At 71.8% G+C, this 13,527-nt stretch carries 9 protein-coding genes; 5 read left to right on the forward strand and 4 right to left on the reverse strand.

What is annotated here, in order from left to right:
- Positions 1 to 38: 38 nt before the first annotated feature.
- Both ACO0E0_RS00705 and ACO0E0_RS00710 read right to left on the reverse strand, forming a co-directional pair.
- Complete coding sequence (locus ACO0E0_RS00705) at positions 39 to 1,208, reverse strand: glycosyltransferase (RefSeq protein ID WP_422869437.1); 1,170 nt, start codon at positions 1,206 to 1,208, stop codon at positions 39 to 41.
- A gap of 43 nt (positions 1,209 to 1,251) precedes the next feature.
- A complete protein-coding gene (locus ACO0E0_RS00710) occupies positions 1,252 to 2,064 on the reverse strand; it encodes a glycosyltransferase (RefSeq protein ID WP_422869439.1) in 813 nt (270 codons plus the stop codon).
- 108 nt (positions 2,065 to 2,172) lie between these two features.
- On the opposite strand from ACO0E0_RS00710, the gene ACO0E0_RS00715 reads away from it, so the two are divergent.
- The 5 genes from ACO0E0_RS00715 to ACO0E0_RS00735 all read left to right on the forward strand — a co-directional run bounded on the left by ACO0E0_RS00715 (position 2,173) and on the right by ACO0E0_RS00735 (position 8,332).
- Complete coding sequence (locus tag ACO0E0_RS00715) at positions 2,173 to 3,486, forward strand: hypothetical protein (RefSeq protein ID WP_422869441.1); 1,314 nt, start codon at positions 2,173 to 2,175, stop codon at positions 3,484 to 3,486.
- On the forward strand, positions 3,483 to 5,156 hold the full coding sequence (locus ACO0E0_RS00720) for a hypothetical protein (protein ID WP_422869443.1): 1,674 nt from the start codon (positions 3,483 to 3,485) through the stop codon (positions 5,154 to 5,156). The genes ACO0E0_RS00715 and ACO0E0_RS00720 overlap by 4 nt, the downstream gene beginning before the upstream one ends.
- Positions 5,153 to 6,136, forward strand: coding sequence for a glycosyltransferase family 4 protein (locus ACO0E0_RS00725; protein WP_422869445.1), 984 nt, complete (start codon positions 5,153 to 5,155; stop codon positions 6,134 to 6,136). The genes ACO0E0_RS00720 and ACO0E0_RS00725 overlap by 4 nt, the downstream gene beginning before the upstream one ends.
- A 169-nt stretch (positions 6,137 to 6,305) precedes the next feature.
- Positions 6,306 to 7,757: a tyrosine-protein kinase domain-containing protein gene (locus tag ACO0E0_RS00730; RefSeq protein WP_422869447.1), complete on the forward strand. Its 1,452-nt coding sequence runs from the start codon at positions 6,306 to 6,308 to the stop codon at positions 7,755 to 7,757.
- Positions 7,757 to 8,332 (forward strand): arsenate reductase/protein-tyrosine-phosphatase family protein, encoded by a 576-nt coding sequence (locus tag ACO0E0_RS00735; RefSeq protein ID WP_422869449.1) that lies wholly within the window; start codon positions 7,757 to 7,759, stop codon positions 8,330 to 8,332. The genes ACO0E0_RS00730 and ACO0E0_RS00735 overlap by 1 nt, the downstream gene beginning before the upstream one ends.
- An 86-nt stretch (positions 8,333 to 8,418) precedes the next feature.
- On the opposite strand, the gene ACO0E0_RS00740 is transcribed toward ACO0E0_RS00735, so the two are convergent.
- Positions 8,419 to 8,853, reverse strand: a complete 435-nt coding sequence (locus ACO0E0_RS00740) for a DUF3060 domain-containing protein (RefSeq protein WP_422869451.1) — start codon at positions 8,851 to 8,853, stop codon at positions 8,419 to 8,421.
- A 98-nt stretch (positions 8,854 to 8,951) separates the two neighbouring features.
- Entirely contained in the window at positions 8,952 to 13,373 is a 4,422-nt protein-coding gene (locus tag ACO0E0_RS00745) for an RHS repeat domain-containing protein (RefSeq protein ID WP_422869453.1), read from the reverse strand.
- Between the last annotated feature and the right edge of the window lie 154 nt (positions 13,374 to 13,527).

Raw genomic sequence — 13,527 nt, forward strand, 5'->3', positions numbered from 1 at the left:
GTCGTGCTGACCCGGGCGAGGTCCTCCGGACTGCGGGCTCAGCGCGCGCGTTCGTCCCGAGCCGCCTCGTAGAACGCGACGCATCGCGCCCACACCTCGTCCCGCGCGAAGTGCTCCGTGACGTGGGCCGTGGCACGTGCGGCGAGCCGGGTGCGCAGCGCGTCGTCGGTGAGGACGGCTCGGAGGCCCGTGACCGTCGCATCGACGTCGCCGACGGGCACGACGATGCCCGTGACGTCGTCCTCCACCACGTCGCCGAGCCCCGTGCAGTCGCTCACCACGACCGGGATGCCGGCTGCCCACGCCTCGAGCAGGACCGTCGACAGGCCCTCGCGGTGCGACGGCAGGCAGAAGGCGTCGAACGCGGGGTAGAGCGGTGCCGGGTCCGCGACGTTGCCCGTCATCGTGACCCAGGAGGAGCGGAGTGCGGCCCTGACGTCGTCGTCGAGCGCGTCGACACCCTCGTCGAGACCGACGATCGCGAGACGGACGGGGAGGCCCGTGGCGCGGAGGCGCACCGCGGCACGGACGAGCGCCTCGACGCCCTTGTCGCGGGTGACCCGGCCGACGAACCCGACCACGAGCTCGTCGTCGGAGGCGCCGAGTGACGCGCGCCCGTCGGCACGGGCGGTCCCGGTGTCGGCGAGGCGTCGGGCCCGGTCGACGTCGATGCCGACGACCGATCCCTGCCCGATCACCGACATCGACCGGACGTCGAGCCCCAGCTCGGCGCACCGCGCTCGGAGGCCGTGCCCGACGGCGACGGTGTGCGTCGCCGTCCTGATCGCCAGTCGTTCGGTGAGGAGCAGCAGTCGGCGGCCGATCCCGGACGTCGTCTCGAGGCGCAGGCCGTGCAGGACCTGGACGCGTGCGGGCACGCCGGTGCAGAGCGCCACCACCCCGGCGAGGAGCGTCGCCTTCGGCGTGCCGTAGACGACGAGAGCGGGCCGGAGGCGTGCCATCAGACGGGCGAGCTCGACGACGGTGTGGAGGTCCCGGAGCGGGGACGGGTGCCGGGTGAAGGGCAGTGCGTGCACCGCGACCCCTTCGCGGCGGCCGACACCCGCCAGTCGCCCGGTGTCGCCCGCGGCGACCGTGACGGGCGCGAGGCTCGTGGTGGACAGGTGTCGGAGCTGGTCGCGGAGGACGACGTCGACGGTCGCGTCGCTCGTCTTGACGATCAGTGTCCCGGTTCGGGGGCGTCGCATGGTGCTCCTTCGGCGATGGGCGGTCGGGGATCGGGGGCCGGCGTCATCGCCGGAGGTACCGCGGGGCGCGGAGTCCCGCGTGCCGCACGATCTGCGCCGCGGTCCAGACGGCATCCCGCGCGAGCTGGTTCAGGAGGGGCTCGCCGAGGTGCCGCGCGAGCCGTCGGCGCGACCGTCGCACCGTGCGCGCGGAGCGGCCGAACGGACTCGTCCGCCGACTGTGCTGCCCGTCGTGCACGCGGTACTTCGTCAGTCGGTCCGGCATGTTCGCGAGCGGTCCGGTCATCCCGAGCCGCAGCCAGAGGTCGTAGTCCTGCATCCGTCGGCACCGGACGTCGTACCCGCCGACCGACTCGAGCGCGCTCCGGCGGACGAGCATCGTCGAGTGCACGAACACGTTCCGGGTGAGCAGGCGCCGGACCGCGTCGTCCCCGAGCGGGACGTCGAGCACGCCCAGGTCGCGACCGAGGTCGTCGACGAGCGCGACGGCGCTCCCGATCCCGAGGAGTTCCGGGCGCGCGGCGAGCACTCGGACCTGGCGCTCGAGTCGGTCGGGCTCGGCGACGTCGTCCGCGTCGAGACGGGCGATGAGGTCCGCCCGCGCCATCGCCAGGCCGTGGTTGAGGGCCGCGGGTGTGCCGCGCCGTACCGGGAACCGGTGGACGGTGATCCGTGGATCGTCGGGCAGGTCGGAGGCAGCACCCGTCCCGTCGAGCACGACGACCACCTCGACCGCGCGGAGCGTCTGGCGGAGCAGGGAGTCGATCGCGACGAAGAGGTGGTCGTCGACACGCGCGACCGGGACCAGCACCGACACGAGCGGCGGCACGGCATGACGACTCCGGGGGATGTCCATGTCCGCAAGTATTGCATATCAGATGTGATGTGCATATAGTTGGAGCAGCGCACGGCCGTTCGGCTCGATGCGGTCCGCACACCACCCGAGCAGGAGAGAGGCGCCGTCGTGCAGTCGTCCGGACTCCCTGCCGTGGTGCGACGCTCGGCGCACCTCATCGCGGTCAGCGCCCCGGGTCTCGGCGGCCGCGGCGTCCAGTTCCTCGTCCTGGCAGCTCTCGCCGGGGTGCTCGCGCCGGCGGAGTACGGACGGTTCGTCGTGCTGCAGACGCTCGTCGTCGGGACGGCCAGCGTGCTCGGGTCGACCGCGGGGGTCACGTTCAACACCGCTGCCGCTCGCCTCGCCCGCGCCGGCTCGGTCGACCGCACCGCCGTGCTCCTGACGCTCCTGCGCAGCCGACGACGGGCCTTCCTCGTCAACGTGCTCGTGTCGTCGCTCGTGCTGGTGATGGGCAGCCCGTTCCTCACCGGGCGCATGTGGCCGAGCGGTCCCGCCGAGGCCGTTCCGCTCCTCCTGATCGGGACGGCGAGCGCCGCACTCCCGATCGGCGAGGGCGTCGTCGCCGTCCTCGCAGGGACCGGGCGTCCCCTGGCCGCGGCGTGCGTCGACGCGGCCCGTGCCGTCGTCGCGGCGGTCGCCGCGTTCGCCGGCGGAGTCGCCGCCGGGGCGGTCGGTGCCGCGGCCGGGCTCGTCGTCGCCGACGTCGTCCTGGTGGTCGTCCTCGGCGTCCTGGTGGGGGTACGGCGGGCGCGGCCGACGTCGGTCCTCGGACGGTCGTCGACCGCCGGTGGCGGCCCCACCCCCACCGTCGTGGCACCCGCGCGCGACGGCCTCGCGGCCGGCGTCACCGCGAACGTGCTCGGACAGGTGGCCAGTTGGATCGTGCTCTGGGCCGTCCAGGTGGTGGGCGGACCGGTCGGGCTCGGTGTCTACGGTGTCGCCACGCGGTTCGCCTCGGTCGTCACGCTCGCCCCGGTCTTCCTCGGCAAGACGGTCGTCGGCCAGCTCGCGGTGCCCGGACCAGGCCGAGACCGCTGGACGCCCGGTTCGTTCGTCGGCGTCCTCGCCGTGCTCTCGGTCGTCGGGTCGGCGGTGTCCGTGACGGTCCTCCTGCTGGGGTTCCCGGACCTCCTCGTCCGGTACCCGGGGCTCCTCCCGGTGACGATGAGCGTGCTGCTCGCGGCCAGTGTCCGGGCGATCCTGATCGGTGTCGGCAACGTGTGCGTCGCGCGCCGCCACTGGCGGACGTGGGTCACCGCGGACGCGGTCGGGGTGGTCGTCGTCGTGGGCGGCGTGCTGCTGGTGCTAGCGACGGGCGGTGGCGTCGTCGCGGTGGTGTCCGCGTCGGCCGCGGGGTTCGCCGCCGGGGTGGCCGTCCGTGCGGTGTCGCTCCTCCGCACGCCGGGTGGGAGCGCTCGATGACCGCGATCGCGGATCGCCGGCCGGGGTCGCTCACCGACGACCGGGCGATCGCGCTCGCCGACAGTCAGCGCACCGTGCACTGGCTCGTCCGCACCGCGGCGATCGTCCCCGCGTTCGTGTCGCTCGGCTACGCAACGCTCGTCGGGGGACCGGCGGGCGTGCTCACGCTGCCGGTCATCGTCCAGGCGGTGCTCGTGATGATCGCCGTCGAGGTGTCCCGGACCACCTCGAGCGGACTCCGGGTCGACGCGCTGACCCTGTTCAGCGCATGGGAGGCCATGCGCGGGTGCATGACGCCGCTGCTCATCCAGCTCGTCGGCAACGGGTCCTCGTTCCACTACCGGCTCGGTTCGTACGCGGACGCTGCGTTCGTCCTCGACCTGGCGATCCTGTTCTTCGGCACCGTCATCGCCGCGCGACTCACCGTCGCGCTCCTGCGCGGCCGCCGGGCCGACCCGCGCCAGGGCCGCCGGGCCGACCCGCGCCATGGTGGCGACCGACCGCGTCCCGTCGTCGGCGTCGTCCCGCTGACCGGGTCGCGCATCCCGTCGTGGTCGCTGGTGGTGCTCGGATGCATCGGCCTGGTGATCCGGTTCCCCGGTCCGGCCGCGGTCACGGCGTTCCTGTCCGGGAGCATCACCGGCCTCCAGGGCACCGACGTCGTCGCGAGTTCCGGCCTCGCCCTCGCCGGGATGCTGCTGCGTCCACTGCTGTTCATCGGCCTCGCGATCATGGTGCGCGACCGTCGTCGCCAGGGCCGCTCGGTGCTGCCGCTGGTGCCGCCGCTCCTCGTCGCCCTCGTCTTCGGGCTGGCCTCGTACGGCCTCAACCGGGCGACCGTGGCGTACGCGGTCATCGCGATGGTGCTGGTCGGTTCGGAACGGGCGCAGCGCGCCGTCCGTCTCGTGCCCACCGTCGCCGGCGTCGCGCTCCTCGGGACGTTCTTCGTCGCGGTCGGGACCGTCCGCGCGACGCTGTGGGTGAGCCGGACCGCGCTCGACGCACCGCAGGTCGGACTCGTCCCCGTGCTCCAGTCCGTGATCCCGTACTTCGGGACGCCGATGCAGTTGGCGGCTGCACTCCCACCCGTCCGGACGTCGAACCCGTTCGGCCTCCGGAGCTTCGTCCTGTCCCTGCTCTCGCCCGTGCCCGGGGCGCCGGACGTCGCGCGGACCGACTCGAGCACGGCGTTGTACAACAACGTCGTCTACCACTCGTTCCTCGGCAAGGACCAGCTCCTCCCCACGTGGTTCGAGGGCTACCTCTGCTTCGGCGGGCTCGGCGTCGTCGGGGCGGGTGTCGTGGTCGGCGTGCTGCAGGCGGTCAGCGATGCCCTCCGTCGTCGGCTCTCGTCGATCCTCGGCGCGTACGCCGCCGCGCTCGGGGTGCTCTGGATCGCGCAGGCCGGGGTGACCTCGTTCGGCGTCATCGAGCAGAACGCCATCTACTTCGTCCTCACGCCGTCGGTGCTCGCCGCCGGCGCCGCGCTCTGGCCCGCGCGGTCCGGTGCGCGGTCCGGTGCGCGGTCCGGCGCGGGGCCCGCACGATGCGACCGCCCGGATGCACTCCCCACGACCCCGCTCCCGACCCTTCGGGCGCACCCGCTGTCAGCTGGCGCCGTGCCCACGCCGCGCGTCCGCCGTCCCGAACCGAGAAGGACCACCTCGTGAAGCTCCTCATGCTCTCCGGCATCTTCGCCCAGACACCCGAGTACCGCGCGGCCCACATGGCCGAGACCCCGGACAGCCTCCTCGCCGACGGTCTGGCGGCCGCGGGCATCGACATCACGACGGGCGCGCCGACGTTCCGGGGCGACTGGTCGTCGTACGACGTCGTGCACCTGAACCACCTGACGAACGCCTGCCTCCGCGCCGTGCTCCCGCGGTCGTCACGGCTGGTGTTCACCCACCACACGAGCGGGTGGAAGCCCTGGCACCACCGTGCGGTCCGCGACGCGGTCGAGCGTCGGGCCGACCGGGTCGTGGTCTTCACCGAGGACGAACGCCGTCGGCTCGGCGGCCGCGTCCCCGAGCGCAAGGTCGCCGTCATCCGGAGCGGACTCGCGGTCGAACGGTTCACCCAGACCTGGCGAGCCGCCCCGTCCGGCGACGAGCCCTGGGACCTGCTCTACGTCGGCCAGCTCGTCGAGTTCAAGCGGGTCCACCTCGCACTCGAGCTGCTCCGTCGGGTCGTCGCGACCGGACGTCCCGCCCGACTCCGGATCGTGTCGCACCGCGAGTCGCTCCGGCTGGAGCTCGAGACCGCGGCCGCACGCCTCGGTGTCGACCACCTCGTCGAGTACGTCGGCACCAGGACCCGTGACGAGATCAGCACGGAGATGGCCTCGGCGCACTTCCTCGTGCTCCCGTCGCACCGCGAGGCGCTGTCGACCGTGACGAGCGAGGCCGCGATCTGCGGACTGCCCGTCCTCCTCTTCGACGTCAGCGGTGCGGACGAGCAGGTCCCGCCCGGGTGGGAGCTGCCCGCGGTCGACGACGTCGAGCGGTGGTTCCGGCTGTCCCTCGACCGGTTCGCGGCGTACGACACGGCTGCGGCGGCCTTCGCCGCGAACGCCCCGGTGGTGCGCGGTCGGCTCTCCGTCGACCGGATGGTCCGGGAGCACATCGACCTGTACCACGCGCTGACGTGACCGGTCCGACCGTCGTCCCGCGCCTCCCGTCCTGACCACCCCCCCCGGCATCGCCGGCAACCCCGACATCCCCGGCATCGCCGACACCCCCGGCATCGCCGACATCGCCGACACCCCCGACATCCCCGGCATCGCCGACACCCCCGACATCTCCGACGACAGGAACCCCATGGACCTCGACACGCTGACTCGCCTCCTCCGCCGCGGATGGCTGCTCCTCGCAGGCTTCACGCTGCTCGGCGGTGCCGCGGGCGTCGGTCTCACGACGATCGCGACTCCCGAGTACCGGGCGAGCACGAGTCTGTACGTCGCGGTCAAGGGCGCGACCACCTCCGCCGACCTCATGCAGGGTGGGACCGCCGCCGAGCAGAAGGTCCAGTCCTTCGCGAACGTGGCGACGAGCGACCGCGTGCTCGGCCCGGTCATCGCGGAGCTCGGGCTGCACACCTCCTCCGTCGACCTCGCGCGACGCGTCGAGGCGCAGACACCGATCGACAGCGTCCTCGTCACCATCGCCGTGACCGACGAGTCGCCGACCATGGCCACGAAGATTGCGAACGCGGTCGGCGCGAGCCTCACGAAGGTCGTCACGACCGAGCTCGAGGAGCCGTCCGCGGACGGATCGAGCCCGTTCGCGATCACGACGATCCAGCCGGCCATCACGCCGACGGCGCCGGCCTCCCCGCGCCTCACGACGAACATCGCCGGCGGGCTCGCCATCGGGCTGCTCGTCGGGTTCGCGCTCGCCGCCCTGCGACTCTCGCTCGACACCCGGCTGGAGGAACGCGACGAGGTCGAATCGCTCGGCGGCGCGCCGGCGATCGGCGAGATCGCGTTCGACAAGGCGGCCCGCGAGACGCCGTTGGTGGTGCACGTCGACCCCGCGAGTCCGCGCTCCGAGGCGTTCCGGCGGCTCCGGACGAACCTGCAGTTCCTCGAGGTCGGCCGGGAGGACCGCAGCTTCGTGGTCACCTCCTCGGTCCCGAGCGAGGGCAAGAGCACGACGGCGTCGAACATCGCCATCGCGCTCGCCGAGAGTGGTGCGCGCGTCGCGCTCGTCGACGGCGATCTCCGGCGGCCGCGGGTCGCGGAGCTGATGGGGGTGGAGGGCGAGGTCGGGCTGACCGACGTCCTGATCGGCCGGCTCGAACTCGACGACGCGCTGCAGCCGTGGGGGCGCGGCGGTCTCGTCGTCCTGCCGTCGGGGCAGATCCCGCCGAACCCGACCGAACTCCTCGGCAGCTCGGCGATGGAGGCCGTGTTGCGCGAACTCGAGACCGCGTTCGACGTCGTCATCGTCGACGCGCCACCGCTCCTGCCGGTCACCGACGCCGCGATCCTCAGCACGATCGCCGGCGGTGCGCTGCTCGTCGCGGCGATGCACCGCACGACACGGCGGCAGCTCGCTGCGGCGGCGGCCGCGCTGACGGACGCGGGCGCGTCCGCGGTCGGGACCGTCATGACGATGGTCCGGTCCGGGCGCGGGTCGACGTACGCGTACAGCTACTCCTACGACGCGGCCACCGGGGAGTCCGTCGATCGACGACGCGACGTCGAGTCCCCGGGCCGTCACCTCGTCGACCGCGTCGCCGTGCCCACGACGGCCGGCGGACCGCGCTGATGCCGTCGGATCGGTTCGCCGTCCTCGTGGTCTGCACGGGGAACCTGTGTCGGTCCGTCGTCGCCGAGGCGTACCTCCGACGCGCGCTCGCCGACTCCCCGTGGGTCGACGTCGCGAGCGCCGGCACCGCGACGCGCGACGGACTGGAGGCACCACCCGAGACCGCGGCGCAGCTCGCGGTCCTCGGGCTGGTCCAGGATCACCGCAGCACTGCGGTCCGGGCGGCCCACGTGGCGGGCGCGGACCTCGTCCTCACGATGACCCGCGAACAGCGTCGCGCGGTCGTGCGGCTCGATCCGCGCTCCGCGAAGCGGACCTTCACGCTGCGCGAGTTCGGCCGCGTCCTCTCGATGCCGGACGCCCCCACGGCCTCCAGGTCGGCGCACCCGACGACGGCACTCCGGCAGTTCGTGGACGAGGCCACCCGTGTCCGCGGTCTCGCGCCTCGGCCGGCCACGCCCGAGGACGACGACGTCGTCGATCCCCATGGACGTCCCGCCCCGGTGTTCGCCGAGGCGGTGCGGGCGATGCGGCCCGCGCTCGACCTCGTCGCCGCGAGCCTCCGCCGCGGGTGACCGTCCGACGTCGGCTCCGATGTCCCTGGCACGCAGAGAAGCCCCGCGCCGATGGCGCGGGGCTTCTCTGCGTGGTCCGGACCGGGCTACCGGCTGGGGTGCGACGGCACGACCTTGTTCCCGGTGCCGAGCTCGTTGAAGGTGGGCTCGTCACCGGAGTACTCGATGGTGTTGTCCTTGCCGGTCGTCGTGACGGTGGTCACCGCGTCGACGGTGATGGTGTTGCCGCTGCCCTCGACCGTGAGCTGCTTCGTGGTGCCGGCGCGCAACGTGTTCTTGCTGCCCATCACGTCGATCAGGTCGCAGTCGTCCAGCGTGCGCCGTTCGCCGCTGCCGGTCGGTGTGGCCACGCCGTCGACGCAGGCGCCCTCCGGGTCGGCCAGGCCGTTGGTCGTGCCCGTGGTGTCCGTGGGGCTCGAGGACGGTGTCGGGTGGGTGGTGCTGGCATTCGTGCAGCCGGCCAGGGCGACGGCGGCGAGGGCCATCCCGCCGAGGGCCGGCACGAGGGTGGGGGCGCGCATTGTTCTCCGCTTTCTGTCGGGGTGTGGCCGGGACCGGCCGGGAGGGGGCGGGCCGACCGGACGACGAGGGTGCTCGCCGTCCGGTCGGCCCGACGACGTCAGCGCGTCGGGGTGAGGCTGATCGGCGCCGAGACCTCCGCCTCGCCGTCGACCGGGGTCATCGTGACGGTGAACGTGTACGGGCCGTTGCCGAGGTACTTCGACACCGACCACTCGCCGTTGCCGTCGACGGTCGTCGTGACCGGGGCGAGACCCGCGCCGGGGCTCACCACCACCCGCGCGTTGACCTTCCCCGTCCCGCGGAACAGGACGGAGGTGTCGGGCGCGAAGGTGCTGCCGGTGGTCGGACTGGTCACGCTGAAGGGCTTGTCCGCGCCGACTGCAGGCTGGTTCAGACGGAAGTCCTTGACCGTGCCCGTGGTCGCACCCGTCCGCAGGTTCTTCTGCGTGATGTCGAACGCGTAGGGCCCGTCACCGAGGTACCGCTTCACGGACCAGTGCCCGTTCGACCCGACCCGTGCGGTGACGTCGCCGGCCTCGAAGTTGGTCACGTGCAGGGTGACCTGCTCGTGCGCGCGACCGGTGCCTTCGAACGTGACCATGCGGGCACTCTGGTCGGACCCCGCGGTCGGTGTCGTGACCGCGAACTCGAGGTTCACGTCCTGGTTGATGAGGATGTTCCGCGTGGCACCGGTGATCGCCGATCCGTTCTTCTGGACGACGTCGAAGTTGTACGAGCCCTCGCCGATGTAGCGGTTGACCTGCCAGTGACCGGTCTTGTCGACCTCGGTCTTCACGGTGGCGAGCTCGGGGTTCTTCGGGTCGATCTCGACCGTCTGACCTGCGCTCCCGGTCCCGGACCAGGAGACGATCTCGCCGCGGTGCTCCGAACCGTTCGTCGGCGTGGTGACCGCCCACGGCAGGTTGACCGGGTCCTCGTCGACGGGCGTGTTCAGCATGAGGCCGCGCATCTCGCCCGTGGTCGCGCCGGCGGCGTTCTGCTGCACGACGTCGAACACGTAGGGACCGCCGCCGATGAACCGGTCGACCTTCCAGTGCCCGGTCGGGTCCACCACGGCGGTGACGTCGACGCTGTCGAAGTTCGTCACGGAGATGGTGACCTTCTCACCGGCGCGACCCTCGCCCGCGAACAGGACGATCTCGTTCCGGTGTTCGGAGTCGGCCTCCGGCGTCGTGACCCGGAAGTCCAGGTTGATGCCGATGACCGCCTCGAGGTCCTGCGTGTCGAACTCCTTGCCGTCGATCGTCTGGACGACGTGCAGCGTGTTGGTGCCGATCTCGAGGTTCCGGACGGTCATGCTCCAGGAGCCGTCGTCGGCGGTGACCTCGACCGACTGCGACCCGACCGAGACCGTCGCGCCCTTCGTCGCCGTGCCCGAGAGCGTGGCGGTCCGGGCCGCGTGGTCGACCGAGTCGACCTTCGCCTCGAGCTTGGTGCCGGCCGGCTCCGGGATGGTGGCCGGCGTGATGGAGGTCGCGTCGAACGTCCCCTGGGCGGTCCGACCGCTGAGGTGCGTCTGCATCACCTGCGGTCCGGCGGTGGCGTCGTCCGGCGTGGCGACCTTGATCTTCCACCGGTAGACGGTGTCGGCGACGTTGCCCATGTAGGAGACGCCGTTGAAGTCGAAGGTGTACTTCGTGCCGTCCGCGGAACGCTCGCCGTTGGTCAGCTGCATGCCGCCGCCGTCCCAGCTGTCGGACCCGGGAGCCTTGAACCCACCGGTGATCGTGTCCTGGCCGGCCGGGAACGTGGTGCCCGCCGGAGCGGTGAACTCGATGCGCGACGTCGGCCGGGTGATGTCGGTCCCCAGCGTGAACCGCGCCTCGACCTCGGCGTCGCCACCGCGGACCAGCGTGGCCGCGGGTCCGGTCTGACCGGTGATGACGTCGGACGCGTCGGCGATGACCGTGTCGGTGACGCCCCGGGCGCGGTAGTCGCCCTTCGAGCTGTCGCCGGCGTAGACGTAGCCCATCGTGCCGTCGGCGGCGGGAGCCGCCGCCGGGGTCGCGACCTTGACGAGGTACCGGTACTGCTCGCCCTTGACCATCCGGGCGTTCCCGGTGTCCATGTCGAACTTGAGCGTCGTGTCGTTGTCGCTCAGGCGGCCGTTCGTGAGGTCGAGCGGTGCGTACCGGGACCAGGCGCCGGAGTCGCCGACGCGGTACTGCGCGGCGACGGTGGTCGTGCCCTTCGCGAAGGTCGTCCCGGCGGGGGCCGTCAGCTCCACCGTCCCGTCCATCCGCGACCGGTCTTCCTCGTTCTTCACGATGAAGGGCACGTCGGTCGTCGCGCCGCGCTCGAGCGTGGCCTTCGGAGCCGACCCGGGGACGACGGTGCCGCCCTCGACGATGGTGACGTCGACCTCGGTGCGGTTGACCTCGGCGCCCTTGACCTTCTGGACGACGGCCAGGCGCTGCGGTCCGTTGACGAGGCCGGAGACCTTTCGCGACCACTTGCCGTCGCTCTGGACGGTGGCTGTCTGGCCGTTGACGTCGATCTCGGCACCGCTCACACCGGTGCCGGACAGCATCGCGGTCCGGGTGATGTTGTTCACGATGCCGACCTCGGCGGTCAGGGCGGCTGCAGTGATGGTCGTGGCGGTCCCGCCCTGGGCGCGGTAGTTGCCGACCGAGCTCGTCCCGGTGTAGTCGAACTGCATCTGGCCCCGACCGGTGGTCGCACCGGCTGGTGTGTCGACCTTCAGCACGTAACGGTACTGCTCACCGGCGCGCATGTCCCCGCCGGTCCCGTCGATCTTGCCCTTGATCGTCCTGCCGCCATTGCTGACGGCGGCACCCTTCAGGTCGAGACGCGCATAGTCCTTCCAGTCGCCGTCGTCTCCGGCGCGGTACTGTGCGGCGACGGTGGTCTGACCGGGAGCGAAGGTCGTCCCCGCCGGCGCGGTGAGCTCGACGTCGCCGACCATGTCCTTGCGGTCGACCGTGTTCTTGACGACGAACGGCACGTCCGTGGCCGAACCTCGCTCGAGGGCGACGTTCGGGACGGACCCCGGCAGGATGCCACCGCCTTCGAGGACGGTGATCGTGACCTCGGTCCGGTTGATCTCGACGCCGTTGACCGACTGGACCACCGGCAGCGTCTGCTCGCCGACACGGAGGTCTGCGACGGTCATGGACCACTTGCCGGCCGTGGAGGCGTACCGGTTCTGTCCGTTGACGTCGATGCGGGCTCCGGGGAGCGAGGTCCCGGAGATCTCGGCGGTCCGGGCGACGTTGTCCACGGAGTCGACGTCGGCCGTCAGCGGCGCCTCGGCGAGCGTCGTGGCCGTCGCACCCTGCGCACTGAAGTCGCCCACGTCGCTCGTCCCGGTGAACATGTAGCCCATGCCGCTCGAGATGCCCGGGGCGTCGAGGGGCACGTTGACCTTGATCTTCCAGCGGTACCGCAGATCCTTGAGGAAGTACACCTTCTTGCTCGTCGTGAGGGACAGCGTGAGTGTGCGGTTGCCGTCGGTCAGCTTCGGGCCGACGAGACTCTGGTAGTCGTTGGTCAACCAGTCTCCCTCGCCTGCGCCGGTGCGGGTGTTCGCGATGATCGAGTTCTGGCCAGGAGCGAAGGTCGTCCCGGCGGGAGCCGTCAGTACGACCTGCCCCCTCGCGGAGTCCCGGAGCTGGTCGTTCTTGACCGTGAACGGCACCTCGACGGTCGCACCCCGGGTGAGCGCGACCGGCGGGGTGACGTCCGGCAGCATGGTCCCGCCGACGACGATGGTCACCGCGACCGAGGTCCGGTTGACCTCGCGGTCGAGGACCTTCTGGATGACGACGAGGTTCTGGGCACCCTGCGCCAGACCCGTGACGGTCATCGACCAGTCACCCCAGGAGTTCGCGGTCGTGCTCCGGTTGCCGACCTCGATGCGGGAGTACGGGGTCGCGCGTCCGACGAGGTTCGCGGTCCGGGCGTCGTGGTTGACGCTCTCGGCGCGCGCCTCGACCTGGTCGACCTTGACGTCGAACCCGGCCTTCGCGGAGAGGTCGTAGCCGTTCGACGCCGTGTTCAGCACACGGTAGGCGAGCTGACCGGACGCGGGGGCCGAGGCGCTGACGTTCAGCTTGACGGTCCAGCGGAGCTTCGTCCCGACTCCCAACACCGAACCGCGTGTCGTGAACTCGAGGTTCCGGCCACCGTTCGTGACCGTGCCGTCCTTCAGGCTGTAGGCAAAGTCCGTCGACCATCCGAGCTGTGACGGGGTCATGTACTGGCCGACGGCCGTCGACTGTGCCGGGAAGGTCGTTCCGGCCGGCGCGGTGAGGGTGATCTTCGACCCGCTCAGGAGACCGATGGCGTCGACGCGCTGCACCGCGAAGGCGACGTCGCTCGTCGCACCACGGACGAGGGTCTGGGGTCCGAGGTCGACCGCGGTCATGCCGTGGTCGTTGACCGAGTTGTCGGAAGAGGTGGCGGATGAGGGAGCCGGTGCCGCCTGGACGGCGGCCGGTCCGAAGGCGAGCCCGGACACGACGGTGGCAGCGGCCAAGCCAGCGGCGCCCACGGAGCGCAGGCACATCGCGGGCCGTTTGGTGTGAGACATGTTGATCTTTCAGGGACGGCCGTGACGAGCACGGCGGCGGGGATGTCGCAGACACGACCATACGAGAATATCACAGTTAAATACTGAATTCAGTACGGCG

The organism is Curtobacterium phyllosphaerae (assembly GCF_049341865.1).
Lineage (GTDB): Bacteria > Actinomycetota > Actinomycetes > Actinomycetales > Microbacteriaceae > Curtobacterium > Curtobacterium phyllosphaerae.

Coding starts and splice junctions, on each gene's coding strand:
- ACO0E0_RS00705 (WP_422869437.1), bottom strand. CDS start 1,208: ATGCGACGCCCCCGAACCGGGACACTGATCGTCAAGACGAGCGACGCG.
- ACO0E0_RS00710 (WP_422869439.1), bottom strand. CDS start 2,064: ATGGACATCCCCCGGAGTCGTCATGCCGTGCCGCCGCTCGTGTCGGTG.
- ACO0E0_RS00720 (WP_422869443.1), top strand. CDS start 3,483: ATGACCGCGATCGCGGATCGCCGGCCGGGGTCGCTCACCGACGACCGG.
- ACO0E0_RS00730 (WP_422869447.1), top strand. CDS start 6,306: ATGGACCTCGACACGCTGACTCGCCTCCTCCGCCGCGGATGGCTGCTC.
- ACO0E0_RS00735 (WP_422869449.1), top strand. CDS start 7,757: ATGCCGTCGGATCGGTTCGCCGTCCTCGTGGTCTGCACGGGGAACCTG.
- ACO0E0_RS00740 (WP_422869451.1), bottom strand. CDS start 8,853: ATGCGCGCCCCCACCCTCGTGCCGGCCCTCGGCGGGATGGCCCTCGCC.